This window comes from Mesorhizobium sp. M0496, from assembly GCF_040321205.1.
Taxonomy (GTDB): Bacteria; Pseudomonadota; Alphaproteobacteria; order Rhizobiales; family Rhizobiaceae; genus Mesorhizobium.
This window is the reverse complement of the sequence record NZ_JAMYRC010000004.1, coordinates 143897-168398: the sequence shown is the minus strand read 5'-3', so window position 1 is coordinate 168398 and position 24502 is coordinate 143897. Positions and strand designations below refer to the sequence as shown.

Below are 24502 nucleotides of genomic sequence, written 5' to 3'. Positions count from 1 at the left end.
AACACCTTATATGGGAGACGATTAAACTTCGGTGCCGAAACGCCGCTAAAATTTGGTTTCGGGCACACCAGCCATTAACCACCAGGCACAAGACGGACTTTCACGGCTCCAAGGCTTTGAGCCCCTCGGGAAACTGGTAGCGACTGCCGTCATAGCGCAGCCGGTAGGTGCGCTTCAGGGACTTGCCGGGATGAGACTGGCACTCACCATTCTCGTCGACGGACGGATTGTCCGTATCCACCCGTTCGACCACGGTGATGTCGTGATAGCCATGGTGGCTTGCCGGGCTCATCGCCAGGCTGACCTGGCTCGACTGAAAGGATCCCGCGCAACTGGCGTCGCCTTCGCCGCCAAAGCCGGCCACGTCGACGCCGTCGAGCACCAGGCGCAAGGCATCGCCGGCAAGGGCATAGAGCCGCAGGTCGGTTTCCCTGAAGGGGTTGGGCTGCGAATGGTTTGCCATTTCGATGCGCAGGCCGAAGGCGCTGACATCGGGCGCCAGCCTGTAGCGGCCGGTATCGAATTCGATCTTGCGGATAGCGATGGCATCGTCGGTGATCAGTCCGGGCTGGAGCAGGCGCTGGCGCACCCGCAGGCTGTTCCTGTCGACGACCAGAAGCTCGATATCGCCGACATGCCCGTCGTCGCGGGACTGGGCGCTGTCGATCAGCGGCACCGCGACCAACAGCAGGTCGTCATGGGCGGGCCAGATCTTGCAGACCAGGCCAAATGGCATGTCGCTATCCGGACGCGTCAGGGCGATGCTGATATGAGGTTCGAACGTGAACGAGGCGCCGTCGGCGCTCTTTTGAGCCTCGGGATAGGCCTGCTGCACCAAGGCGGAAGCATCGCCGCAGTCGTCGGCCGCAGCCCATGCGGGCGACAAACTGGCCGCGGTAAGGCCGAGGACGAGGAAGGGAGTGCGCAACAGCATTCGCATGGGTTCTCACGTCGCAGGGGCCGGGTTCGGGCAGAATATTGGGTTGTCAGCCCCTTGCTAGGACTTCGTGGGCGCTCGCTAGTGCGCCGTCATTTTGACGATGACTGGAATGGCCGCAATCATCAACACCACCGGCAGGATGCAAACCACCACCGGCACCGACATCTTGGCCGGCAGGGCGTGTGCCTTTTCCTCGGCCAGCGACATGCGCTTGTGGCGCATGTCGTCGGAAAAGACGCGCAGCGCCCCCGACAGGCTGGTGCCGAGTTCCTTGGACTGTTGCAGCAGCGTGGCGAAGGAGCGCACCTCGTCCAGGCTGAGGCGATCGGCGAGCGCCTTCAGCGCATCGTCAAGGCTGCGCCCGGCCCTCAGCTCCAGCGACACCAGCTGCAGGTTCTGGCTGAGAGCGGGATAGGTCTTGGCGAGTTCCTTCGAGACGCGCTCGATGCCGGCCTCCATGCTCATGCCGGCATCCGAGCAGACGATCATCAGGTCCATGAAATCGGGAAAGCCGTTGCGGTACTCACGCCTGCGTTCCCGCACTTTCTGGCTCAGCACCAGGCCGGGCAGAAAATAGCCGGCCGCTCCTGACAGAATGACGAATGTCCAGCGGCTGGCCATCGTCGCGTCCGGGCTGGCCATCCAGCGGTTGAGCACAAAGACACCGATTGCCGTGCCGATCATCGCGGTGAACCGGATCAAGAAGAACATGCCGACAGCGCGCGGCTCCATGTATCCCGCCTGGATGAGCTTCATGCGCAGCCGGGCGACATTTTCCGGATCGCTCTTGGCGTAGAATTCCTGCGCCCTCTTCACCGCCTTCTCGCGCACGACGCCGGTATTCTTCTTCTGCACCGGTTCGGGTTTCGCGGCCACGGGACCGTCATCGACCTTGAGCCGGCGCTTGACCTCGTTGCGATCGCCCTTCGCCGCCATCATCGGCCAGGCAACGGCGGCGGCGCCCGCGGCCAGCAGCATGATGGCCACCGGCATCAACGAGGTCGGCGCGAGCGAGGCGAGGAATTCGATGAGGCCCTGCATGTCAGAACTTGAAATTCGACATTTTGAACATCATCCAATTGCCCAGCATCAGCCAGGTGATCGAGCCAGCCATCAGGTACCATGTCTTTGGCTCGTCCCAGACGTCGCGGTAGAATCCCGGCATCACCGCCATGATGGCGGTAAACAGCAACACCGGGACCGCCGTCAGGATGTAGGCCGACATTCGGCCTTCTGTCGCAATGGCGCGCACCTTGCGGCGTAGCTTGCCGCGCTCGCGGATCGTCGTCGCCAGGCCGTCGAGGATCTCGCGCAGATTGCCACCCGAACTGGTCTGGATCGAGACGGCGGTGACGAACAGCGGCAGATCCTCCTGTCCGACCCGGTCGAACAGCGAGTTCAATGCCGAAACCAGATCGGAACCATAGGTCACTTCGTCTGCGATGACGCCGAATTCGGTGCCGATCGGGTCGGGCATCTCGCGCGCCACCATGGCGATCGCCACCGGCACCGGATGGCCAGCCTTCAGGCCACGCGTGATCAGTTCCAGCGCCTCCGGCAGCTGTATGCCGAACCGCTTCACCCGGCGCTTGCGCTTGAAACGCAACGTCAGCACTGGCAGCACTGGCACAAGCACCACAAACAGGACAAGCCCCATCAGCGGCGGCAAGCCGTACCAGATGGCGACCAAGGCCATGGCCATCGCCACGCCGCAAGTGATCATCAAGAATTTCGACAGCGGCATGATCATGCCCGACTGGGTTCGCAGGGCGCGAAACCGGTCCGGCGAAAACAGCGGGGTGCCTGCGTCGAGGCCGCGCTCCTTGCGCAGCTGGACAAGCACCTGCTCCTGGCTGATCTTGTTTTCCTGCAGCTTCATGCGACGGTTGATGGCGGTGCGCTTGTCGCTGCGGCCGGCAAAAAGCAGGTAGCACGCCTCGGCGATCAGGATGCCGGTCAGTGCTGCCGCGGCATAGACGACATAGATCGCGCTGAGTCCGTCGAACACTGGCTACTCCTGCGGCCGGCCGGGTTCGAAATATCGTCCGGGGAACTCGATGCCCATGGCGCGCAGATCCTCGAGGAAACGCGGCCGGATGCCGGTCGCCTCGTAGTGGCCGAGTATCTTGCCGTCTGCCTCCATGCCGGTACGCACAAAGCGGAAGATCTCCTGCATCTGGATGACATCGCCTTCCATGCCGGTCACCTCGGCGACACTGGTCACCTTGCGCTTGCCGTCGGACAGGCGCGCCAGTTGGACGATCAGGTCGAGCGCGCTGGCGATCTGGCTGCGGATCGACTGCACCGTCATCGGCATGCCCGTCATGCCAAGCATCTGCTCGAGCCGTGAAATGGCGTCGCGCGGCGTGTTGGCGTGGATGGTCGCCATCGACCCTTCGTGGCCGGTGTTCATCGCCTGCAGCATGTCGAAGGCTTCCTCGCCGCGGCACTCGCCGAGGATGACGCGGTCGGGACGCATGCGCAGCGCGTTCTTCACCAGGTCGCGCTGCTTCAACTCGCCATGGCCTTCGATGTTGGCGGGGCGCGTCTCCATGCGCGCGACATGCGGCTGCTGCAGCTGGAGTTCTGCCGCGTCCTCGATGGTGATCAGTCGCTCGTCTTCCGGAATGAAGGCCGACAGCGCATTGAGCATGGTCGTCTTGCCGGTACCGGTGCCGCCCGAAATGATCGTCGTCTTGCGGGCATGCACGGCCGCCGCCAGCACCTCGGCCATATTCTGGGTAATGGCGCCGAATTCGACCAGTTTGTGCAGGCCGAGCTTGTTCTTGGAGAATTTGCGGATCGACACCAGCGGCCCGTCGACCGCCACCGGGCGGATGGCCGCGTTGAAACGCGAGCCGTCCAGCATGCGCGCATCGACCATCGGCTGTGATTCGTCGACACGGCGCCCGACCGCGGCGACGATCTTGTTGACGATGCGCAAGAGATGCGCCTCGTCCTTGAACGGGATGTGGACCGGCTGCAGCTTGCCCTTCTTTTCGACAAAGCAGTTCAGGTGGCCGTTGATCAGGATGTCGTTGATGTCGGGGTCCTTGAGCAGTGGCTCGAGCGGACCGAGGCCGACCATCTCGTCGACGATGTCGTCGACCAGTGCATCAAGCTCGACGGTGTTGATCGCCATCCGCTCCTGCTTGGTCTTTTCCGACACGAAATCATGCACTTGCCGGCGCATCTCATCCTTGGGCAAACGCTCCAGCGCGACGAGATTGATCTCCTCGAGCAGCAGCCGATGGATACGCACGCGCGCATCAAGCACCTTGTTGGCATTCTTTGCTGGCGCTGCGTCCGGCTTGGCCGGCAAAGCCTTTCGGTTCGTCGGAATGACGACGGCATGATGGGCGACCGGCATTGATTCAGGCGCGCGCTGCGGACGCGCATCGCGGTTCTGCAGGGTGGAAAAGCGGCTGGTCATCCGGCCTTCCTCTTCAGCAATCCACGGCCCATGCTAAACAGCGAGCGCGATTTCGCCCGGGTTGGGACCGCCTCCTCCGGCAGGATGATCTTCTTCAAATCGTTGATGACATTGGCGTTCGGATCGATCTCGTGCAGCGGCACGCCGCGATCGACCGCCTCGCGCACCAACCGGTAGTTGTTGGCGATGCCGCCGACGAAATGCTCGCCGAGTATCTCCTGGACGTCAGCCTGCTTGATGCCGCTGTCGAACATCTTCTGTTCGAAACGGTTGACGATGACGTTCGGCTTCACTTCCTTGCCGGCGGTCTCGTAGACCGCCTGGATCAGCCGCTGCGTGTGGCGCAGGCACGGCACCGTCATTTCCGCGACGATGTAGAGCTTGTTGGAACCAAGCAGCACCGTCTCCGTCCATGGAAACCAGGTGCGAGGCATGTCGATGACGACATTGTCGAAATAGGCCGAAACCAGGTCCAGCATACGCACCACGACATCGGTCTTGAACGAGCGCATTTCCGACGGATGCGTCGGTGCCGCCAGCACACAGAGCCCGCTCGCATGTTTGGACAGCATCACGTCGAGCAGTTGGCGGTCGAGGCGCTCGGGCTGGTTCTCGATCTCGGTGATGTCGAAACGCGGTTCGAGGTCGAGATATTCGGCACAGGCGCCCTGTTGGAAATTGAGGTCGACGACGCAAGTCGACGCGCCGCGCGTTACCGAGTGATGCAGCTGGAAGGCGGTTTGCAGCGCCAGCGTCGTGGTGCCGACGCCGCCCGCGGCCGGCATGAAGGTGTAGATCTGCGACTCGGTGTTTTCCTCGCGGCCTGGGCCCTGCAGCGCCCGCACCACGGAGCGCACGAGATCGGCGGTGGTGATCGGCTTAACCAGGAAATCCGCGACCTTGAGCTGCACGAGAATGCGCACCGCGGCCGCGTTGAACTCCTGCGTGACGACGACGACAGGCACCTTGTCCTCCAGCCGGCGCATGATGCGCTGCAGCGACTCGACCTCCTCCAGCCTTGCCGCATCCATGTCGACGATGATGGCGCCGAAGTCGGCTTCCTGGATCTCGCCGCGCAGTTCGGTGACACTCTTCTCCACTGTCGAGAGCTGAATGATCTCGGAGGCGGCGAATGCGGTCCGCGTATCCTGCACAAAGGTCCTGTCGGTCGATACGAGCAGGATCTTCCTGGTCTTGATGCCGTTTGCCATTCTGTCAGCCTGTCAGGTCGCCGTTGACCAGTTGCCCGTTGGAATCAGTTGCCCGTGGTGGACTGCGACGCCTTTGCGTCGGCCGCCTGGTCGGGTGTGTCGGCCGCCGCGCTGCCGCGCTGGGCGGGCACCAGAAGCCTGGTGTTCTGGACCCCGTACTTCCAGGGATCGACCATCTGCATGACGGTGTTGGCGGCCTGCGCCTCGCCTGCTCCGGTCGTCGGCCCCTCGCTGCGCACATAGTCGTCGCTGGTGCAGCCGGCGGCGAAGCCGGCCAGCAGCAGGGCGATGATCGATCTCAAGACCAGACGCATGGCTTCAGTCCTTCGGCAGGTCGAGGAAATGCCCGACCGTGGTGACGGCGTTAGGCTGTGCGACACTGCCGTCGGCGATTGCCAGTGCGCGGTTGGCATCGGATGTCTTCACTTCGTCGGTGTTGTTGAGGAAATAATCGGCGTTGCTGGCGGGCTGCGTGCCATCGGTCGGCTCGACGAGCTTCTTCGACGGATCGACCGGCTTGACCAGATAGGGGGTGACGATGATGACCAGGTCGGTCTCGCGCCGCTGATAGGATTTCGAGGAGAACAGCGCCCCAAGCACCGGCATCTTGCCGAGGCCGGGAATGCGCGATGTGGTGATGTCGTTTTGCGACTGTAGCAATCCGGCGATCATGAAGCTCTGGCCGTTCTTCAGGTCAATCGACGTCCTGGCGCGGCGCACGATGAAGCCGGGAACCGAGATGGTGCCGATATTGTATGAGGCCGAGGCGTCGATCGAGGAGACTTCCGGCGCGATGTCCAGGCTGACCAGCCCGTCCTTCAGGACCGTCGGCGTGAAATCCAGGCTAACGCCGTATTTCTTGTAGCTGACCGAGATCTTGCCGTTGTCCTCGGAGACCGGGATCGGGAACTCGCCGCCGGCGAGGAAGCTCGCCGTCTGGCCAGACCGGGCGATCAGGTTCGGCTCGGCCAGCCGGCGGGCGAGACCACGCTCCTCCAGCGCTTTGATGGCGATATCGATCGAGACGCCGTTCGACAAAAGTCGGCCGATGATCTCGCCGGTGCCGGCAGTCGGCACTGTACCCGGATCGATCGTCACATCGCGGCCACCCATGCCATAGGCGAAATTGGCGGCGTATTTGGCGCCCAGATCCTGGCCCGCCTGGCGGTTGATCTCGACGAAGCGGACGTTGAGCTGGACCTGCTGCGACGATGAGATGTTGACCGAGTTGATCACCTCTTCGGTGCCGGAAAAGCGTGTCGCGATCTTGTTTGCCTTGTCGGCGGCGACGGCGTCATCCGCTTCGCCCGACAGCACGACGCGGCCATTGGCCGAGCCGACCTTGATCCTGGCATCCGGCACGCTGGCGCGAATGGTGCTGGCCAGTTGGTCGGTGTCGAGCGTCACCTCGATGTCGACGGTGCCGACAAGCTGCTTCTTCTCATCGAACAGCGCGATACCGGTGGTGCCGAGATTGTTGCCGAGCACATAGAAGGACTTATCGGTCAGCGGATTGACGTTGGCGATCTCCGGGTCGCCGATGACTATCTGGTAGAAGGCGGCACTGGTCATGATCGTCTTCGGTTTGCCCTTGGCAACCTTGATCGACGCATTCTTGGTCGACGACACATAGACGATGTCGTTGTCGGCCCTCGCCGAGGTGCCGAAGGCCAGCATCGCGGCGGCCGCCAGCGAAGCTGCGACAGCCACAGTGCGCAAAACGCGCAACCGCCCCATGACCCTATATGTGATCAGCCCGAACATTGTCCCGTCCCTCGCCCAGTCCCCACTGGCTTCTATTTCTGGTCCCGTGAAGGAACCTGGTATTCCTCGGCCTTTGTGCCGCGCGTCACGATGACGGTCTTGAACTTCGGTTTCTCCGGCTCTTTCACCACGGCATCGAACAGCGAACCGGAAGCGGCCTGCACGTTCGAGGCGACCGATCCGCCGAAGGAGGAGATGGTGGTGACACCGTTCTTGCCGTCACCGCCTTCGCTGGCGGACCGAAGCGACAGGGACAAGGTGCCGACGGTGCGGGCCAGCGCCACTTTCTGCGCGCCGTCTGTCGTCACCTCGATGGTCACCGAATTGGAAATCTGCGGCGTCGTCTGGCGCTCATCGGCGCCCTGCCCGACGCTCAGCACCTTGGCATCGGCCACGACGATCTCGGAGGTGACCGTCGATCCGGATGCTCCCTGCGCGTTCTTGGCCACTTCCTGGATTTCGCCGGCATCGCGCGTCAGCACGACATCTACACGGTCGCCCGGCGTGACGAAGCCGCCGACGCCGGCGATCTCGTCGGTGCGGATTGTCACCGCCCGCATTCCCGGGGTCATCATGTTGGAGAGCGTCGCGCGGCCGTTTGGCCCGGACAGCTTGGTCAGCAGCAACGGTTCGTTGACCTCGATCGGCGACAGCACCACGCGCCTGCCCTCGCCGAGCAAGCCATCGATGGTGGCGAAGGCACCCTGCGGCAGGGAATCCTGCGGCCACGGGATTTCGCTGAGTTTTGTGCGGTCAAGCTCCATGCCATAGCGCAATGGAGCATTCGCCACCACGATGGTCTTGAACTCGATCTTGGGTGCGACGGGCGCTGCGATCGACGCCGTCTTCTCTTCGGAATCGGCCTTGGCCTGGCTTTTGACCCAGAAATCCGCGGCAAAGATCGAGATCGCGCCAAAAACGGCGGCGATGCCGATCATCGATATGGCCTTGCCCCTCACGCCGAAAACCCCTGATGCCCGCAGTTTCTTGTTTTGTTGGGCTCAGGCTAGGCGGCATTGTTAAAGAATCAGGAATCTTGTGCGGCGGTATCGGACCTATTTCCGCCGGCTTGGTTATCGAATGGTTTTGGGGTAAGAGGGGCCAGATCCCCGAACGGAACAGGAACCTCGGTCGCTTGGCGCTGAAAAGCGTGGCAGTATCGCGAGGTGATTCGCAGCACCGGACCCTATGGCAGGCATGGACGACAACAACGATCTCTTCGGCACTATGGACAAGCAGCCACAGCCGGTTCGTGCGCCGGCGCGTCCGGCGGATCCGCTGGTGCAGGCCACCAGGCGTCCTGCCGCGACCAAGGATGGCAGCGAGGGCTATAGCGCCGCCGATATCGAGGTGCTGGAAGGGCTGGAGCCGGTGCGGCGCCGGCCAGGCATGTATATCGGCGGCACCGACGACAAGGCGATGCACCATCTGTTCGCCGAGGTCATCGACAATTCGATGGACGAAGCGGTGGCCGGCCATGCCACCTTCATCGACGTCGAACTCTCAGCCGACGGCTATCTCACCGTCACCGACAATGGCCGTGGCATTCCAGTCGACCTGCATCCGAAGTTCAAGAAGCCGGCGCTCGAAGTGATCATGACGACGCTGCATTCGGGCGGCAAGTTCGACTCGAAGGTCTATGAGACATCGGGCGGCCTGCATGGCGTAGGCGTGTCCGTGGTCAACGCGCTGTCGGACCATCTCGAGGTCGAGGTCGCGCGCGGCCGCCAACTCTATCGCCAGCGCTTTTCGCGCGGTATTCCCGTGACCGGCCTGGAGCATTTGGGCGAAGTCCACAACCGGCGCGGCACAAAAACCCGCTTCCATCCCGACGAGCAGATTTTCGGCAAGGGCGCGGCATTCGAACCGGCGCGGCTCTACCGCATGACGCGCTCGAAGGCCTATCTGTTCGGTGGCGTCGAAATCCGCTGGACCTGCGACCCGTCGCTGATCAAGGAAAAGGACCAGACCCCGGCCAAGGCGGAATTCCATTTTCCCGGCGGCCTGAAGGACTATCTCAAGGCATCGCTCGGCGACGAGTTCCAGGTGACGCGCGAAATCTTCGCCGGCAAGAGCGAGAAACAAGGCGGCCATGGAGCGCTCGAATGGGCGGTGACCTGGTTCGGCGGCGATGGCTTCATCAATTCCTACTGCAACACCATCCCGACCGGCGAAGGCGGCACCCACGAGGCCGGCTTCCGCAATGTGCTGACGCGGGGCCTGCGCGCCTATGCCGATCTCGTCGGCAACAAGCGCGCCTCGATCGTCACCTCGGAAGACGTCATGATCTCGGCGGCAGGCATGCTGTCGGTGTTCATCCGCGAGCCGGAATTCGTCGGCCAGACCAAGGACAGGCTGGCGACGATCGAGGCCATTCGGATTGTCGAGACCGCGATCCGCGACCCGTTCGATCATTGGCTGGCCGACAATCCGCAGGAAGCGTCGAAGCTGCTCGAATGGGTGATCGCGCGGGCCGACGAGCGGGTGCGCCGACGCCAGGAAAAGGAAGTGTCGCGCAAGAGCGCGGTGCGCAAATTGCGGCTGCCCGGCAAGCTCGCCGACTGCACGCAAAATGCCGCTGCAGGCGCCGAACTCTTCATCGTCGAAGGTGACTCGGCCGGCGGCTCGGCCAAGCAGGCGCGCGACCGCGCCAGCCAGGCGGTGCTACCACTGCGTGGCAAGATCCTCAACGTCGCCAGCGCCGGCAACGACAAGCTTGCCGGCAACCAGCAGATTTCGGACCTGATCCAGGCGCTCGGTTGCGGTACGCGGTCGAAATATCGCGACGAGGATTTGCGCTACGACCGCGTCATCATCATGACCGACGCCGACGTCGACGGAGCCCACATCGCCTCGCTGCTGATCACCTTCTTCTATCAGGAGATGCCGGCGCTGGTGCGTGGCGGCCACCTTTATCTCGCAGTGCCGCCGCTTTACTCGATCAGGCAAGGCGGCAAGGTCGCCTACGCCCGCGACGACGCGCACAAGGACGAACTCCTGCGCACCGAGTTCACCGGGCGCGGCAAGGTCGAGCTTGGACGCTTCAAGGGTCTGGGCGAGATGATGGCCGCGCAGCTCAAGGAGACCACCATGGATCCGAGGAAGCGCACGCTGCTCAGGATCGACGTCATCGACGCCGAGGCAGCGACCAAGGATGCCGTCGATGCGCTGATGGGCACCAAGCCGGAAGCCCGCTTCCGCTTTATCCAGGAACGCGCCGAATTCGCCGAGACGGAAGTGCTGGATATCTAGCCGCCGGCCGGTTTAGCCTGCGCTTCCGATACGGAGACCAGCATGTGATCTCAGCGCGGCTGAAGAGTTATTTCGAGACGAGTTTAGCGGGGTTGACGCAGCCGACGCGTTCGGATTGGATTTTTGCCCTGCGCACCGTTTCGGCCGGCCTGATCGCGCTGCTGGCCGCCTACGCGCTGAAGCTCGACCACCCGCAATGGGCAATGATGACGGTGTTCATCGTCGCCCAGCCGGTTGCCGGCATGGTGCTGGCGAAAGGCTTCTACCGGTTACTCGGCACGCTGGTCGGCGGCATGGCTGCGATCGGCATCACCACGGTGTTCGGCACCGGCCCGTGGCTGCTGGTGACGGTGCTTGCCGTCTGGATCGGCATCTGCACCTTCGTCTCGTCGCTGCTGCGCAATCCCGAGGCCTATGGTGCCGCCCTTGCCGGCTACACCGCGATGATCATCGGCCTGCCTGCCTTCGGACAGCCGCACCTTGTCGTAGACCTGGCGGTCGCGCGCTGTGCCGAGATCGTACTCGGCATCATCTGCGCCGGCCTGACCAGCCGGCTGATCCTGCCGAAACTGGCCAGCAATGCCATCGTGTCGCGCCTGAAACGCTGCATCCTCGATCTTGCGACATACGCCAGCGGTGCGTTCTCCGGCGGCGATCCTGAAACGCTGTCCGGCCTGCACAGAAAGCTGGTCGCCGACACCCAGACGCTTGGCGAGATGCGCACCTATGCCAGGCTCGAGGCGCCGAGCTTCGCGCCGCGCGCCCATCCGGTCCGGCGCACCATCGGGCAGCTGCTCTCGGCGCTGTCGGCGGCACGCGCACTGCATTCGCACGCTGCCCCGAAAAACGCCGCACTCGTTCCGGTGCGTTCGGAGTTGCAGGCCCTGGTCAGCGAGTTGGCGACCAAGTCAGGCGCGCTGGATGACACGACGCCCTGGGTGGCACGACTCGATGCCATCTCGGCCAAGGCCCGGCAAATGCCCGATGCCTTGACCGACCAGGGTGACGACAGGGTCGGCACCGTCACGCGCCTTACCATCGCCGCCGATTTCGCCGAGGCGTTCAAGCAAGTGCTGCGCGGCCTCGACGCCTTGCGCGCGCCTGCCACGCGACCAGTCCGGGGCAGCAGGCAGCCTGCACTGGTGGTGCATCGCGATTATTCCGGCGCATCGCGCAACGCCGTGCGCGCTGCCCTTGCCACCTTGCTGGTCGCGGCCTTCTGGCTGACGACGAAATGGTCGGAAGCGGCCGGCACGGTCATTCTGGTTGCCGTGGTATCAAGCCTGTTTGCCGCCCGCCCCGACCCCGTGCAGGTGGCCTGGGGCTTCTTCAAGGGAACGCTGCTGGCGCTGCCCTTTGCCTTTCTCGTCGGCCAGGTCGCGCTGCCCGCTTTGCCCGGCTTCGGCTGGTTCATGCTGTTTGTCGTGCCGATACTGGTGCCGACGGCGCTAGCCATGGCCAATCCGCGCTATGTCGGCGTGGCGACGGCCTTCGCCATCAACTTCCTCGCCTTCCTCAGCCCGCATCAGGCGATGACCTACGATCCCGGGCCCTTCTTCGCCGGTTCGGCGTCGATCCTGGTCGGCATCCTGCTGGCGATCGGTGTCTTCATCCTCGTGCTGCCCGCCGATCCATGGCTCGCGGCCAACCGCATCGTGCGCGCCATGCGCGAGGATCTGGCGCGGCTTTGCCTGCATGAGCGCGTGCCGAGGCGTTCGGCCTTCGAGAGCCTCGCCTATGATCGCATCAACCAGTTGATGCCCCTCGTGCAGAATGCAGGCAGCACGGGCGATGCGGTCCTGGGCGGGAGCGTCGCCGCCGTCACCGTCGGCTTGGAGATCCTGCGGCTGCGCGACGCAAGCCAAAGCCACGCTATCCCATCCGAGACCGCGCTTTCGATCACCAACTTTCTAAGAGGACTGGCGCGCGAACTGCTCTTTCGCGCCCCCGGCGATCCGCAGACGTCGACCGTTGCCGTCGCCCGCCAATATGCGACGAACATCGCCCAGCGAAACAGCACCGGCGAATTGCTCCAAATCGCGGCATCGCTGCGCATCATCGCCGCCGCGATGGAGGATTTCCCGGATTTTTTCGCGAAGGATCGAAACTAGCGTACCCAAATGTGTCAAGATTCAGGTCAGGCCGGCATCACCTGAATATCGATACACTTCAGGCGGCCGCTATCGCCAGCGCATGGCCCCGCGCGTTCTCGCGCAGCGCATCGAGATGGATCGACTTGACCAGCGCGGCCAGATCGCCTTCCGCCGACTGTCCACCCACTTCCTTGAGCATCAGCCAGCTGACCTCCTGCACACCGGCGACGCGCTTGCCGTTGGCGACCTCGCGCCAGATCTTCAGCGCGCGCAGGATGACGGCGTGCGTAGCGGCGGCGAGGCCGGCGCTGCGGAACAACGCCTGCAAGGCGATATCGTGCCCGCCGGCAAGCAGCGCCCTCACCCTTTGTTCGGACTGCCGGCCGAGCGCGACTAGCGCCGAACCGAAGAAATCGACCTTTCCATGCGCGATGGTGCGGATGAGGAAGCTGGCGGTGAGATCGCCGCGCAACCTGAGATGCTCGATCAGTGCGGCGTGTTCTTCCTGGCGCGTGCCTTCGATCAGCGTCACCGAGGCCTTGACGCAGGCATCACGCATGACCCGGTCGGCGCGCGCCGCGCCCATCAACGCCATCACCAACGGCGACGTTTTCAGCATCTCACCGAGCTTGACCAGCAGCATATGCCGGCAGTCGGCAGGCAGGCGGGCGTCCGATATCAGCGCCTCACGAACCAAAGGCAGATGGCCATGGCGTTCGGCCATGCGGCGGAAGCTGAGCGAGGCGATGTCGGCGCCGCTGTTGGCGAGCAGCACGGTACAGGCTTCGGCCTCGCCGATCTCGGCGATGGCCGCAGACAGCGCCATCGAGACGAGCGGCCGGTCGGCGATCAATTTCTGCGTCGCCTTCGGACTTGAGGCCACGCGGTTGATCAGATCGGCGTCGGTGAGCAGCGGCGAGCGTGCCAGCACCACGCCGGCGACTTCCGGCTGGTCTGACGCCAGCACGCTGATGATCTGCAGTGGCGCGTGGTGGCTCATCGACAGCGCCTCGGCCATCGCCAGACGCACCTTCGACGAGGCGTCGTCGAGCAGCAGCGTCAGCGCAGCCTCGGCAGCGCAGCGGTCCTCGAAAGGCAATTCGGAATTGATATAGGCCCGGGCCAAAGCACTGGCCGCGGCGGCGCGCTCCGACACCCTGGCCGTGTAAATCCACTTCAGGAAATGCGAAACAACCATGCCCGTCTGCTTACGCCCCTTGCCAGAAGGTCTCTGGCCCCGACCAGGACCGTAGGCAGAAATGGTTTACGAACGGTTCACCATGTTCATTAACTGGCTTGCGAGCGCTGGATGCAGCGCATATCAACCGTCAGGTAGTGGAGGCGAGAGAAAATGGCCGGGCTTTATCTCCAGGAGTTCGTTGTCGGCCAGGTCTTCCAGCACACGCTGCGCAAGACTGTCACCGAAAGCGACAACATGCTGTTTTCGGTGATGACGCTGAACCCGCAGCCGCTGCATATCGACTTCGATTTTGCCGCCAAGAGCGAATGGGGCAAGCCGCTGGTCAACTCGCTGTTCACGCTCGGGCTGATGATCGGCATTTCGGTCAATGACATCACCGTCGGCACCACGGTGGCCAATCTTGGAATGAAGGAAACCGTGTTTCCGCATCCGGTCTTCCATGGCGACACCATCCGGGTCGAGACAACGGTCATCTCGGTGCGCGAGTCCAGGTCGAAACCCGATCGCGGCATCGTCGAATTCGAGCATCGCGCCTACAACCAGCATGGCGATCTCGTCGCCAAATGCACGAGGCAAGCGATGATGCTGAAGAAGGCGGCCTGACGCATGCGTTCTTTGCTGTTCGTCCCCGGGGATTCCGAGAGGAAGCTGCAAAAAGGGTTTGGAGCCGGCGCCGATGTGGTCATCGTCGACCTGGAAGATTCCGTGGCGCCGCACAACAAGGGGCTGGCGCGCGAGGTGGCTGCGCGCTTCATCGTCGAGCGCAGGGCGCAAACCGGCTCGGCGATCTATGTCAGAGTCAACGATCTGTCGACCGGGCTGACCGATGACGATCTGGCGGCGTTGGTACCGGCAAGACCCGATGGCATCATGTTGCCCAAGTCGAACAGCGGCCAGGATGTGCAGCATTTGTCGGCAAAGCTCAGGGTACACGAGGCCGAAAACGGCCTCGTCGATGGCGCGATCAGGATCCTGCCGATCATCACCGAAACGCCGGCAGGCGTGCTGGCGGCCGCGACCTACGCCGGAACAAGCGCACGGCTTGCCGGTCTCACCTGGGGCGCGGAAGACCTGTCGGCGGCGATCGGCGCGCGTTCGGCCCGCGACGAGCGCGGTCGCTACACGGACGTGTTCCGTCACGCTCGCACAGCGACCATCCTTGCGGCCGGGGCCGCGGAGGTCGCGGCGATCGACACCGTCTTTCCGAATTTTCGCGACATGGCCGCCTTCGAAGCGGAATGCGCCGAGGCCGAACGCGACGGTTTCACCGGCAAGATGGCGATCCACCCCGACCAGGTACCCGTCATCAACGCCGCCTTCACGCCGTCGGTCGAGGCCGTGAGACAATCGGCGGCGATCGTCGCCGCATTCCAGGCGGCCGGAAATCCAGGCGTCGTCGGCATCGACGGCAAGATGTACGACAGACCGCATCTGCGGCTGGCCGAGCGGCTTCTGGCGCGGGCCAAGGCGGCAGGTATTTCCGCCTGAGCGCTTGAATCGCTACCAGACCAGCGGAATCAGGCGGTAGCGAACATGGGCCGCATAGTCGTCATAGCCTCGCAGGCCGGTGCGCAGCGTGCTTTCCTCAATGAATGTGCGGGCAGCCAGAAGAATGATGAAGACGATCACCGATGCCAGCCCCCACCACGAGCCGAGCAAGAGTGCCGTGCCGGCAAAGAAGAGAATAGCGCCGGCATACATAGGATGCCGCACGTAGCTGTAGGGACCCGTGGTGATCACGCGCTGGCCGCGCTCGTCCTGGATCTTCACGACGGGCGCCGCGAAACTGTTCTCCAGCATCGTCAGGTGGCAGATCCATATCCCCAGCAGCAGGATCGTCGCGCCAATCACCTGCATCCAGATGGGAACCACCGACCAGCCGAAACGGACATCGAAGCCCATCAGGGCCTGCCAACCGAAGATAGCGGCCAGCAGTATGGTCAACAGCACCTTGTCGGCCGCGGTTTGATTCTTCTGGATGGGAGGGCTCAGCCGCTCATTCATCAGGCCGGGATCGCGCCGGGTCAGCGCCACGCCCATGGTGAGGCTAAGTCCCACCATTACCACCAGGAATACCCAGGCTCCCGGCCAGTGCAGCGTGCCGGCCGACAGGAAGAGCAAGGCGCCCATGACGCCGAACCACGCAAATGTCTGAAGAATCAACTTCGAGATCATGACAAAACCTTCCGCGACATGCCCCCACCGATTGGCCGCTCTAGACCACTGGTCTATTATACCGACCGATGGTCTGCTATTCAAGCCGGCAGGCCAACGATCGCCGCGCATCTGGACGAGAGCGGCCATCGCGTGCAGAAGGTTTCGTCATGCCCCGTGTCATCAAGCATCCCGAGCTCAGGCGAGAAGAACTTCTGGATCATGCTCAGGCGCTTTTCCTGACGCAGGGCTACGACAAGGCGAGCCTGAACGACGTCATCGCCGCCGCCGGCGTCTCCAAGGGCGCCTTCTATCACTACTTCGCCTCCAAGGACGCTCTTCTGCTGGCGCTGGCCGAGCGATTCGCGAGACAGGCACTGGCTGGCGTCCAAGACATACTCGACGATCCCGGTCTCGATCCGCTCGGCCGCCTGAACAGCCTGCTGGACCAGTCGCGGCGCGCCAAGATCGACACTGCGCCGGAAGCCTGGGCTCTTTTTGAGACGCTGTTTCGGCCGGAGAATCTGGTGCTTTTCCACCGCATCAACCTGGCGGCCAGCGCGTCGTTTTCGCCCTTGCTGGTCAAGATCATCAGGCAAGGCATCGAAGACGGCACCTTCAGGACATTCGACCCGGAGGGCGTCGCCGATATCCTCATGCAGTTCGGCATGGCCACGCACGACATCATTGCCAAGGCATTCGCCGGCGGCAGCGACGCCGACATGGACATCGCCATAGAAATCCTGGAGAAACGCGTCAGGCTCTACGAGATCGCTCTCGACCGCATACTTGGCCTCCCTGATGGAAGCATTCGCATCGGCGAACCCGGCTATGTGCGCGCCGTCATGACAGCCCGGCGGAGGACAAGCGCTGACAAGGCGCGGGCCTAGGCGTCTAATCCTTGTCCCAGCGCGGCCGGCGCATCGAAAACACCTCGTTGACGCTGGCATAATCCATGTAGCCGAGACGAGCGACATTGCCGGCCTGGGTAATGTCGAACAGGCCGTCCCTGAGGAAGGTATCGTCGATGTATACGCCGACCACTTCACCGGCGACGACGACAGCGCTTGTCGGCGATCCGTCCAGCGCCTTTGGCCGAAAGACCTCCGTCACCCGGCATTCGAGCGCGGCCGGCGCTGCCGCCACGCGCGGCGGCGCGACCAGGCGCGACGGCGCCATGGCAAGGTCGGCATAGACGAATTCATTGACGCCGCGCGGCGCGTTGACCGATGTGCGGTTCATCTTCTCCGCAAGATCGCGGCTGACCAGATTGGCGACGAACTCGCCGGTCTCCTGGGCAAAGGAAGCGCTGTCCTTCTCGCCCTCGGAGGAGAACCAGACGATGAACGGCCGCGTCGAAACGGCATTGAAGAAAGAGTACGGGGCGAGGTTGATCTCACCAGCCCCGTTCAGTGTCGAAATCCAGCCGATCGGACGCGGCGCCACGATCGCCTTCGACGGATCGTGCGGCAGCCCGTGGCCTTTTGACGGCTCGTAGAACATTCAGCCGTTCCATGGTCCCGAATAATCGGCATAGAGCGTCGCCGGATCAGGTCGTGGTCGCTCCGGCGCCGGCCCTGCATAGGAGCCGATATGGATGAAGCCGACGACGCGCTCGTGCGGCGCCAGCCCGAGCAGCGCCCTGCCCTCCGGCACATCCGAATACCAGTTGCTGATCATGTTGGTGCCATAACCCAGCGCATTGGCTGCCATCATCAGGTTCATCGCCGCCATGCCGCCCGACAGGAACATTTCCCATTGTGGGATTTTGGGATTCTCCCTGGGGATCGACACGACGCCGATCACCAGCGGCGCGCGCGAGAACCGCGCCAGTTCCTGATTACGGCGGCCTTCCGGCAAGGGTCCCTCCCGCTGCTCGGCAAGCGCGGCCAGTTGTCTGCCGATCTCGATACGAGCGTCGCCACGATAGAGGATAAAGCGCCAGGGCTCCAATCGGCCATGGTCGGGCACCCGCGAGGCGGCAGTGATCATCGTCGCGATCTCCGCATCGCTCGGCGCCGGCTCCTTCAAATCAGGGATCGGCGCGGAGTTTCGGGTCAGCAGGAAATTGATGATTGGCGACGCCATGGGCGCAAATCTCCTAAAACACTCTGTTTTGAGCTGAAGCGCACCATCGGGAATTCGGGCGGCTCGGGCATTGGCGCGGAATACGCCGGACGGAAGAGTCATATCGATCGGACTCTTAAGCCTTGAAATTGCCACCGCCATGGGCTTCAACGCAAGGCATGTTTGAGGGGACTGTCCGTCTTTTACTGGTCTGGCTCGGCGCCCTGCTGTTCATGGCGCCGGTTTCGTTCGCCTTAGCACAGAAAGTGGACGGCGTAAGCGACCTGAAGCTTCCGGGAATCTCGAGCTATGCGACGCCGAAAGGCGAGACGTCACTGGCGCTGAGCGGCGGCGGCGCCATCACGCTCTCCGCCCAGCTGACCGACAAGGGTTCCGACATCACGCGCGGCATCGTCTGGCGGGTCTTCAAGCCCGAAGCCGTTAACGGCAAATTGCCGATGGTCGCCTCCGCCCATGGCGGCACCGCCGTCTTCCAGCTCGAGCCCGGCAGCTATCTGGTTCACGCCTCCTATGGCAGGGCCGGCGCTACCAAGCGCATCACCGTCAGTAAGGACGCCAAGCGCGAGAGTCTCGTGCTCGACGCCGGCGGCCTCAAGCTCGACGCCGTGCTGTCCGGCGGCGTGCGCATCCCGCCCAAGAAGCTGCGCTTTTCGATCTACGAGGGCACAGCCGAGGCCAATGGCGACCGCGCGCTGATCATTCCCGATGTCGAGCCCAACAGCGTCGTGCGGCTCAACGCCGGCATCTACCATGTCGTCTCGACCTATGGCGCGGTCAACGCGGTCATCCGCTCCGACATCCGCGTCGAGGCAGGCAAGCTGACCGAAGCCACCGTCGAACATCACGCCGCAGAGATCACGATGAAACTGGTGCGCGAGACCGGTGGCGAGGCGATCGCCGATACCTCCTGGTCGCTGCTCAACGAATCCGGCGATCCGATCAAGGAAACCGTCGGCGCATTCGCCTCGATGGTGCTGGCCGAGGGCGACTACACCATCATCGCCAAGAACCGCGACCGCATCTACCAGAAGGATTTCACGGTCGTGGCCGGGCAGAACCAGGAGATCGAGGTTCTGGCCACCGAGGCAGCGGCGATGGACCCTGAGGAAGGCGCGGACTAGACCTGACTGCGGTTCGCAATCCTACCGGAGGAATCAGGTGTCAGCTTCATCCTCTGAACTGGCCGGATAATCCTGTCCTCCATAGAGCACACGCAGTATGACCACGGTGTCACCGCTGACCCGGAAAACGATCGACACGCGGCGTTCAAAACCGACGATGCGGACGCCGGGGCCAACAGCGTCGCGCACGGTCCCGCGCTCCGGGAAGGTGGACAGTGCCATGCACGCGGCCTCTATGCGGTCGACATAGTCGCCGGCACGCCGACGCCCGCTGTCGTTTTCGACGTAGCTGTAGATGGCGAAGAGATCGGCTTGAGCCGCCGGCCTGAAGACGACCTTATGCGTCACGCTTAGCGGCCTTCATGCGGTCCGCATGATGGGCGCGCAGCGCTTTGAAGACGTCTTCTGCGGGGATGTCCGGACGCGGGTCGTCAAGGGCTTCCTGGACCTTGGCGCGCATGACAGCGGTGATGATCTGCTCCTCGCGATCGAGGGCGCGTAGCGCCGCGCGCATGACCTCGCTGGCGGAGTCGTAGGCGCCCGACGCCAAGCGTGCGTCGACGCTGCTCTGCTGGCGGCCGAGGGTCACGGTGATTGGTTTGCTGGTTCTCATGGCAAGTTCGTTCCTTGCCTCCTTATAACACCGCAACGTTACAGTGTCATACTATTTTCTGAACGGACGGTCGAGTCTCGACCCCTCGTAAGCCGGACCGTTTGTCGCCTCAAGCAGCCAGCTTGGTCCGCGCCGGCAGGAACGGAATCCGGCGGCGCGTCACGACTGGCGCCAGGTCGAACACGCCGCGATAAAGGCGGTCGAGCAATACCTTGCGGTCGCGCAACGGCTCCAGTTCGCTCCAGCACAGCACCTCGCCGACACGCACGACGATCGCCTTGCCGGACAGCCGCGCGAATTCGTGGATGAGCAGCGACGTGCGCAATGTCAGCGACGCCTTTCCGACGAACTTCGCTACCCGACCGTCGCGTTCGGCCATGTTCATCGGCCCACTGACCAGATGGAACAGCCTGCCGTTCTGTCCGGAAAAATGCATCGGGATGACCGACGCTTTTGCCTCCTGAATGAGACGCGCCGGAAACATCTTCCACGGCAGGTCGCGCGCCCGGCCAAAACCTTTTGGCGCGGTGGCGACACCACCGGCCGGAAACACCACGATGGTGACGCCTTCCTTGAGCAGCCGCACCGCCTCGTGGCGCACGGCCATGTTGTTCTTCAGCGCGTCCTTGGTTTCGGAAAAGTCGATCGGCAGCGAGTACGGTTCCATCTCGCGGATCTTGAGCAGGTCCTTGTGGATCATCACCCGGAATGGGCGTCCGAGCTGCTCGGCCAATGACAGCACGGCAATGCCGTCACCAATACCGAACGGATGATTGGCGACGATCACCAGCGGCGTATCCGGCAATTGTGCGGGCGGCCATTGGTCTGATGTCCGCACTCGCACGTCGATCAGGTCGAGCATGCGGCTGAACACGCGTTCGCCGGTCGGAACGACCTGACGGCGCCAGAAATCATAGAGCGCGGTGTAACGGTCGCGGCCCGACAGGCCTTCGACCGAATGAATGAACCAGCGCGTCAGCGCTGGCTGGCGCGGATTGGCATAGGAAAGCTCGGGAAAGGGTCGTTCGCGCGATTTCAGCTTGAGCATAGGGGTTCGTTACAAGGCCGGCGTGACAAGGATATGAAAATGGCGGTGGGTCGCTCCACCGCCATTTTTGGTCTGAACCATACCGATCAGGCCGCGCGTTTGCGCTTGCGGTCGGGTGTAACAGCCTCTTCGGTCAGTTTCGCGATCGCCTGGTCAAGGCCAAGCGATTCCTGGTCGCGTGAGCCCAACCTGCGCATGTTGACCGTCTGCTCTTCCGCCTCGCGCTTGCCGCAGACGAGGATGACCGGAACCTTGGCCAGCGAGTGTTCGCGGACCTTGTAGTTGATCTTTTCGTTGCGCAAATCCGCTTCCGCCAACAGGCCGGCGGCCTTCAGCTTTGCCACCACCTCCGTCGCATAGCCGTCGGCATCCGAGGTGATCGTCGCCACCACCACCTGCAGCGGCGCGAACCAGAGCGGGAAATGGCCGGAATAGTTCTCGATCAGGATGCCGAGGAAGCGCTCCATCGAGCCACAGATGGCGCGGTGCACCATCACTGGCTGCTTCTTCTCCGAATCCGAGCCGATATAGAAGGCGCCGAATCGCTCCGGCAGGTTGAAATCGACCTGCGTCGTGCCGCACTGCCATTCGCGGCCGATGGCGTCCTTCAGCACATACTCGAATTTCGGCCCGTAGAAGGCGCCCTCACCCGGATTGATCGAGGTCTTGATGCGATTGCCGGACCGCGTCCTGATCGTCTCCAGCACGCTGCCCATGATCGCCTCGGCGTGGTCCCACGCCTCGTCGGTGCCGACGCGCTTGTCCGGCCGTGTCGACAGCTTGACGCTGATCTCGTCAAAACCGAAATCGGCATAGGTCGACAGAATCAGATCGTTGATGCGCAGGCACTCCGACGCCAACTGCTCCTCGGTGCAGAAGATATGCGCATCGTCCTGCGTGAAGCCGCGCACGCGCATCAGCCCGTGCAACGCGCCCGACGGCTCGTAGCGATGCACATTGCCAAATTCTGCAAGCTTTACGGGCAGATCGCGATAAGACTTCAACCCATGCTTGAAAATCTGCACATGACCAGGGCAGTTCATCGGCTTCAGCGCGAAGACACGATCGTCGTCGGTATCGTCGCCGGCGACAGTCACCTTGAACATGGCGTCGCGATACCAGCCCCAGTGGCCTGACGTCTCCCACAGGCTCTTGTCGAGCACCTGCGGTGCGTTGACCTCCTGATAGCCCTGCTCGTCGAGGCGGCGGCGCATGTAATTGACCAGGTTCTGGAACATCTTCCAGCCCTTGGCATGCCAGAAGACGACGCCAGGCCCCTCTTCCTGGAAATGGAACAGGTCCATCTCGCGGCCAATCTTCCTGTGGTCGCGCTTCTCGGCCTCCTCCAGCATCATCTGGTAGGCTTCAAGCTGGGCCTGGTCAGCCCAGGCCGTGCCATAGATGCGCGTCAGCATCGGGTTGTTCGAGTCGCCGCGCCAATAGGCACCGGCCACCTTCATAAGCTTGAAGGCATTGCCGATCTGGCCGGTTGAGGCCATGTGCGGTCCGCGACAGAGGTCGAACCAATCGCCCTGCGCGTAGATCTTGAGGTCCTGATCCTCGGGAATGGCGTCGATCAGCTCCAGCTTGTAGCGCTCGCCCTTGTCGGCAAACACTTTTTTTGCCTTGTCGCGCGACCAGACGTCCTTGGTGAACGGCTTGTTGCGCGCGATGATCTCGCGCATCTTCTTCTCGATCACCGGAAAGTCGTCTGGCGTGAACGGCTCGTTGCGGGCGAAGTCGTAATAGAAGCCGTTCTCGATCACCGGCCCGATGGTCACCTGCGTTCCCGGCCACAGTTCCTGTACGGCTTCCGCCAGCACGTGTGCGGTGTCGTGGCGGATCAGTTCCAGCGCGCGCGGATCGTCGCGGGTGACGATCTCGACCTTGCCGGACTTGCCGAGCGGATCACTGAGGTCGCGCACGGTGCCATCGATGGCGTAGGCGACGGCCTTCTTGGCGAGCGATTTCGAGATCGATTCGGCGAGGCCAGCACCGGTCATCGCCGCGTCGTATTCGCGGACGGAGCCATCGGGAAATGTCAGGGAAACGGAATTCAGCATCATGTATCTCCTATCCAGTCCCGCAAACGAGCGCGGGTGGTTAAAATGCATGTCGCCCAAAAGTGTATGGCGGTTTTGGGGTTACGACATGCATCGATGGAAGCCGGATGCGTCCGGCGGCGGCTGTCTTTTATGGACAGATTCCGCCGCCGTAAAGCCCGGCTCAGGCGTCAGGCCTTCATTTAATGAGCAGCGGCAAGTCCTTCAGGAACGCGGCCCGCGTCTTGAGGCCCTTGGGCATATCGGTGCGGTTGGTGTCGACCACCAGCCGCGCAAAAACGATCTGGCGGCCGCCCTTGTTCGCCCAGCCGACGAACCAGCCGAGCGAGCGCTTGTCCCTGATCTTGTCGGCATCGCTAGCCAGCCTGGTGCTGCCGGTCTTGCCTTGCACCGTCCAGCCCCCGGCCTGGAATGTCGGGATGATGGCGTTGGTCATGTCATAGGCTTTGGCCGAGACGGGCAGCTTGCGGGTTAGAAGCTTGCGCAGGAAATCGACCTGCTCGACCGGTGTGATCTTCAGGGAAGAATTCACCCAGGACTGGGTCAGGCCATTATTCTTGCCGGGGTTGCCGGAAACATCGGCGTTGCCGTAGTCGAATTTCAAGACGTAGCCGGCAAAACTCTGCGACCCAAGCCGGCGGGTGATTTCCCGGGAGAACCACAGGATCGAATCCCGCTCCCAGGTTACCGGATCGACGGTCTTCTGATCCCGCTTCACCGCGTTGAATTCCGGCTTGTAGTCCCAGCTCGGCGTGTGCTTGTCGCTCAGGATTCCGCTGTCATAGCCGATCAATGACAGCGGCACCTTGAACGTCGACGCCGGGCTGAACCGCTGATCGCAAACCCCATCCTGGTAGAGCGTCTTGCCGCTCGCCGCATCGGCGATCAGCGTGCATTGGACGTCCTTCAGCGGCGCCGATTGCGCGCGCAGCGGAAACCCCAGCAGCCAGGCGAGCAGGAAAAGGATCCCGGCAAAGATGAAGGGAAGACGGTCGAAATTACGCATTTTCTGCTCGCTCCAGAGGGGTTCGCGAGCGGCTTAGCGAGGTCTCTTGTCTCGATTTTGTCTCAAATGCGCAGTCTTTGTGCAGGCTGGCGTTAACCCTACCGGATCGTAAACGCGCGGTGCCGCCGGCTCGATCACCCCTGCGCTTCGCCGGGCTTGCTGCCGATCCGCCAGTAGCGCCATGGCGTGAACCAGACATAGCGCTCAGCCAAGGTTTCCGGCACGCGGTCGATGCCATGCGTGCCGAATGGCCCGCAGCGCAGCACGCGGAAAAAACCCATCCAGCCGCCGGCCCACAGGCCGTGGCGGGCGATCGCCTCATGCGCGTATTCGGAACAGGTCGGCAGATGCCGGCAGGAATTGCCGATGAAGCCGGACAGCGTCAGCTGGTAAAGGCGCACGAGCGACGTGCCGAGAAGACGGCCCGGCGTCTTGCGCCACGGGCCGGGCCAGTTGCGGCCGCGCTTTGGCGGTCCGGCGATATGCGCATGCCCATGCTGGTCGCGCACCACAGT

Annotated in this window: 24 protein-coding genes; 6 read left to right on the top strand and 18 right to left on the bottom strand. The window is 63.0% G+C overall.

Going from position 1 to position 24502, the window contains the following annotated elements; translation table 11 throughout:
• Positions 1-100 precede the first annotated feature (100 nt).
• From NKI73_RS06860 to cpaB, 8 genes are all read right to left on the bottom strand, one after another.
• Positions 101-940, bottom strand: coding sequence for a PA3715 family protein (locus NKI73_RS06860; protein ID WP_352628100.1), 840 nt, complete (start codon positions 938-940; stop codon positions 101-103).
• 78 nt (positions 941-1018) lie between these two features.
• On the bottom strand, positions 1019-1981 hold the full coding sequence (locus NKI73_RS06855) for a type II secretion system F family protein (RefSeq protein ID WP_352628099.1): 963 nt from the start codon (positions 1979-1981) through the stop codon (positions 1019-1021).
• A gap of 1 nt (position 1982) precedes the next feature.
• Positions 1983-2948, bottom strand: a complete 966-nt coding sequence (locus NKI73_RS06850) for a type II secretion system F family protein (protein ID WP_352628098.1) — start codon at positions 2946-2948, stop codon at positions 1983-1985.
• Between the two features lie 3 nt (positions 2949-2951).
• Positions 2952-4373 (bottom strand): TadA family conjugal transfer-associated ATPase, encoded by a 1422-nt coding sequence (locus NKI73_RS06845; RefSeq protein ID WP_352628097.1) that lies wholly within the window; start codon positions 4371-4373, stop codon positions 2952-2954.
• Positions 4370-5584, bottom strand: a complete 1215-nt coding sequence (locus NKI73_RS06840; protein ID WP_352628096.1) for a CpaE/TadZ family protein — start codon at positions 5582-5584, stop codon at positions 4370-4372. The genes NKI73_RS06845 and NKI73_RS06840 overlap by 4 nt, the downstream gene beginning before the upstream one ends.
• A gap of 44 nt (positions 5585-5628) precedes the next feature.
• Positions 5629-5898 (bottom strand): hypothetical protein, encoded by a 270-nt coding sequence (locus tag NKI73_RS06835; RefSeq protein ID WP_352628095.1) that lies wholly within the window; start codon positions 5896-5898, stop codon positions 5629-5631.
• A gap of 4 nt (positions 5899-5902) precedes the next feature.
• Positions 5903-7348, bottom strand: a complete 1446-nt coding sequence (locus NKI73_RS06830) for a type II and III secretion system protein family protein (protein ID WP_352628094.1) — start codon at positions 7346-7348, stop codon at positions 5903-5905.
• A 32-nt stretch (positions 7349-7380) separates the two neighbouring features.
• On the bottom strand, positions 7381-8307 hold the full coding sequence (cpaB, locus tag NKI73_RS06825; protein WP_352628093.1) for a Flp pilus assembly protein CpaB: 927 nt from the start codon (positions 8305-8307) through the stop codon (positions 7381-7383).
• Between the two features lie 238 nt (positions 8308-8545).
• Here cpaB and parE point away from each other — a divergent pair, with 238 nt between their 5' ends.
• The gene (gene parE, locus NKI73_RS06820) at positions 8546-10600 is read left to right on the top strand and encodes a DNA topoisomerase IV subunit B (protein ID WP_352628092.1); all 2055 of its coding nucleotides are present in this window, start codon (positions 8546-8548) and stop codon (positions 10598-10600) included.
• A gap of 44 nt (positions 10601-10644) precedes the next feature.
• A complete protein-coding gene (locus tag NKI73_RS06815) occupies positions 10645-12711 on the top strand; it encodes an FUSC family protein (RefSeq protein ID WP_352628091.1) in 2067 nt (688 codons plus the stop codon).
• A gap of 58 nt (positions 12712-12769) precedes the next feature.
• Here the strand turns inward: NKI73_RS06815 and NKI73_RS06810 are convergent, their stop codons facing one another.
• The gene (locus NKI73_RS06810) at positions 12770-13891 is read right to left on the bottom strand and encodes a DUF2336 domain-containing protein (protein WP_352628090.1); all 1122 of its coding nucleotides are present in this window, start codon (positions 13889-13891) and stop codon (positions 12770-12772) included.
• A 153-nt stretch (positions 13892-14044) separates the two neighbouring features.
• On the opposite strand from NKI73_RS06810, the gene NKI73_RS06805 reads away from it, so the two are divergent.
• Both NKI73_RS06805 and NKI73_RS06800 read left to right on the top strand, forming a co-directional pair.
• A complete protein-coding gene (locus NKI73_RS06805; RefSeq protein ID WP_352628089.1) occupies positions 14045-14497 on the top strand; it encodes a MaoC family dehydratase in 453 nt (150 codons plus the stop codon).
• Between the two features lie 3 nt (positions 14498-14500).
• Complete coding sequence (locus NKI73_RS06800; RefSeq protein ID WP_352628088.1) at positions 14501-15382, top strand: HpcH/HpaI aldolase/citrate lyase family protein; 882 nt, start codon at positions 14501-14503, stop codon at positions 15380-15382.
• 12 nt (positions 15383-15394) lie between these two features.
• Here NKI73_RS06800 and NKI73_RS06795 read toward each other — a convergent pair whose 3' ends face one another.
• Complete coding sequence (locus NKI73_RS06795) at positions 15395-16069, bottom strand: methyltransferase family protein (RefSeq protein WP_352628087.1); 675 nt, start codon at positions 16067-16069, stop codon at positions 15395-15397.
• 149 nt (positions 16070-16218) lie between these two features.
• On the opposite strand from NKI73_RS06795, the gene NKI73_RS06790 reads away from it, so the two are divergent.
• A complete protein-coding gene (locus tag NKI73_RS06790) occupies positions 16219-16938 on the top strand; it encodes a TetR/AcrR family transcriptional regulator (protein ID WP_352628086.1) in 720 nt (239 codons plus the stop codon).
• Between the two features lie 4 nt (positions 16939-16942).
• On the opposite strand, the gene NKI73_RS06785 is transcribed toward NKI73_RS06790, so the two are convergent.
• Together NKI73_RS06785 and NKI73_RS06780 are read right to left on the bottom strand one after the other, a co-directional pair.
• Positions 16943-17551, bottom strand: a complete 609-nt coding sequence (locus NKI73_RS06785; protein WP_352628085.1) for a flavin reductase family protein — start codon at positions 17549-17551, stop codon at positions 16943-16945.
• Positions 17552-18136 carry a nitroreductase family protein gene (locus NKI73_RS06780; RefSeq protein ID WP_352628084.1) on the bottom strand — a complete coding sequence of 195 codons (585 nt, stop codon included), beginning with the start codon at positions 18134-18136 and terminating at the stop codon, positions 17552-17554. It lies immediately after the preceding gene.
• Positions 18137-18294: 158 nt separating this feature from the next.
• Between NKI73_RS06780 and NKI73_RS06775 the strand changes: the two genes are divergently transcribed.
• Positions 18295-19257 carry an RgsD C-terminal domain-containing protein gene (locus NKI73_RS06775; RefSeq protein ID WP_352628083.1) on the top strand — a complete coding sequence of 321 codons (963 nt, stop codon included), beginning with the start codon at positions 18295-18297 and terminating at the stop codon, positions 19255-19257.
• 33 nt (positions 19258-19290) lie between these two features.
• Here the strand turns inward: NKI73_RS06775 and NKI73_RS06770 are convergent, their stop codons facing one another.
• The 6 genes from NKI73_RS06770 to yidD all read right to left on the bottom strand — a co-directional run bounded on the left by NKI73_RS06770 (position 19291) and on the right by yidD (position 24496).
• On the bottom strand, positions 19291-19605 hold the full coding sequence (locus NKI73_RS06770) for a type II toxin-antitoxin system RelE/ParE family toxin (protein ID WP_352628082.1): 315 nt from the start codon (positions 19603-19605) through the stop codon (positions 19291-19293).
• On the bottom strand, positions 19595-19870 hold the full coding sequence (locus NKI73_RS06765; RefSeq protein ID WP_352628081.1) for a type II toxin-antitoxin system ParD family antitoxin: 276 nt from the start codon (positions 19868-19870) through the stop codon (positions 19595-19597). The genes NKI73_RS06770 and NKI73_RS06765 overlap by 11 nt, the downstream gene beginning before the upstream one ends.
• A gap of 109 nt (positions 19871-19979) precedes the next feature.
• Entirely contained in the window at positions 19980-20918 is a 939-nt protein-coding gene (locus tag NKI73_RS06760; protein WP_352628080.1) for a lysophospholipid acyltransferase family protein, read from the bottom strand.
• Between the two features lie 86 nt (positions 20919-21004).
• The gene (thrS, locus tag NKI73_RS06755) at positions 21005-22981 is read right to left on the bottom strand and encodes a threonine--tRNA ligase (protein ID WP_352628146.1); all 1977 of its coding nucleotides are present in this window, start codon (positions 22979-22981) and stop codon (positions 21005-21007) included.
• Positions 22982-23159: 178 nt separating this feature from the next.
• Positions 23160-23987 carry a class D beta-lactamase gene (blaOXA, locus tag NKI73_RS06750; RefSeq protein ID WP_352628079.1) on the bottom strand — a complete coding sequence of 276 codons (828 nt, stop codon included), beginning with the start codon at positions 23985-23987 and terminating at the stop codon, positions 23160-23162.
• A gap of 134 nt (positions 23988-24121) precedes the next feature.
• Complete coding sequence (gene yidD / locus NKI73_RS06745; protein WP_352628077.1) at positions 24122-24496, bottom strand: membrane protein insertion efficiency factor YidD; 375 nt, start codon at positions 24494-24496, stop codon at positions 24122-24124.
• Positions 24497-24502 lie beyond the last annotated feature (6 nt).

What these genes read in the sequence shown, in the direction of transcription:
- NKI73_RS06845 (WP_352628097.1), bottom strand. Translation starts at nt 4,373, where the DNA reads ATGACCAGCCGCTTTTCCACCCTGCAGAACCGCGATGCGCGTCCGCAG.
- NKI73_RS06860 (WP_352628100.1), bottom strand. Translation starts at nt 940, where the DNA reads ATGCGAATGCTGTTGCGCACTCCCTTCCTCGTCCTCGGCCTTACCGCG.
- NKI73_RS06790 (WP_352628086.1), top strand. Translation starts at nt 16,219, where the DNA reads ATGCCCCGTGTCATCAAGCATCCCGAGCTCAGGCGAGAAGAACTTCTG.
- NKI73_RS06835 (WP_352628095.1), bottom strand. Translation starts at nt 5,898, where the DNA reads ATGCGTCTGGTCTTGAGATCGATCATCGCCCTGCTGCTGGCCGGCTTC.
- NKI73_RS06830 (WP_352628094.1), bottom strand. Translation starts at nt 7,348, where the DNA reads ATGTTCGGGCTGATCACATATAGGGTCATGGGGCGGTTGCGCGTTTTG.
- parE (WP_352628092.1), top strand. Translation starts at nt 8,546, where the DNA reads ATGGACGACAACAACGATCTCTTCGGCACTATGGACAAGCAGCCACAG.
- NKI73_RS06805 (WP_352628089.1), top strand. Translation starts at nt 14,045, where the DNA reads ATGGCCGGGCTTTATCTCCAGGAGTTCGTTGTCGGCCAGGTCTTCCAG.
- NKI73_RS06800 (WP_352628088.1), top strand. Translation starts at nt 14,501, where the DNA reads ATGCGTTCTTTGCTGTTCGTCCCCGGGGATTCCGAGAGGAAGCTGCAA.
- NKI73_RS06775 (WP_352628083.1), top strand. Translation starts at nt 18,295, where the DNA reads ATGTTTGAGGGGACTGTCCGTCTTTTACTGGTCTGGCTCGGCGCCCTG.
- blaOXA (WP_352628079.1), bottom strand. Translation starts at nt 23,987, where the DNA reads ATGCGTAATTTCGACCGTCTTCCCTTCATCTTTGCCGGGATCCTTTTC.
- NKI73_RS06795 (WP_352628087.1), bottom strand. Translation starts at nt 16,069, where the DNA reads ATGATCTCGAAGTTGATTCTTCAGACATTTGCGTGGTTCGGCGTCATG.
- NKI73_RS06855 (WP_352628099.1), bottom strand. Translation starts at nt 1,981, where the DNA reads ATGCAGGGCCTCATCGAATTCCTCGCCTCGCTCGCGCCGACCTCGTTG.
- thrS (WP_352628146.1), bottom strand. Translation starts at nt 22,981, where the DNA reads ATGCTGAATTCCGTTTCCCTGACATTTCCCGATGGCTCCGTCCGCGAA.
- NKI73_RS06780 (WP_352628084.1), bottom strand. Translation starts at nt 18,136, where the DNA reads ATGGCGTCGCCAATCATCAATTTCCTGCTGACCCGAAACTCCGCGCCG.
- NKI73_RS06760 (WP_352628080.1), bottom strand. Translation starts at nt 20,918, where the DNA reads ATGCTCAAGCTGAAATCGCGCGAACGACCCTTTCCCGAGCTTTCCTAT.
- NKI73_RS06785 (WP_352628085.1), bottom strand. Translation starts at nt 17,551, where the DNA reads ATGTTCTACGAGCCGTCAAAAGGCCACGGGCTGCCGCACGATCCGTCG.
- NKI73_RS06840 (WP_352628096.1), bottom strand. Translation starts at nt 5,584, where the DNA reads ATGGCAAACGGCATCAAGACCAGGAAGATCCTGCTCGTATCGACCGAC.
- NKI73_RS06765 (WP_352628081.1), bottom strand. Translation starts at nt 19,870, where the DNA reads ATGAGAACCAGCAAACCAATCACCGTGACCCTCGGCCGCCAGCAGAGC.
- NKI73_RS06810 (WP_352628090.1), bottom strand. Translation starts at nt 13,891, where the DNA reads ATGGTTGTTTCGCATTTCCTGAAGTGGATTTACACGGCCAGGGTGTCG.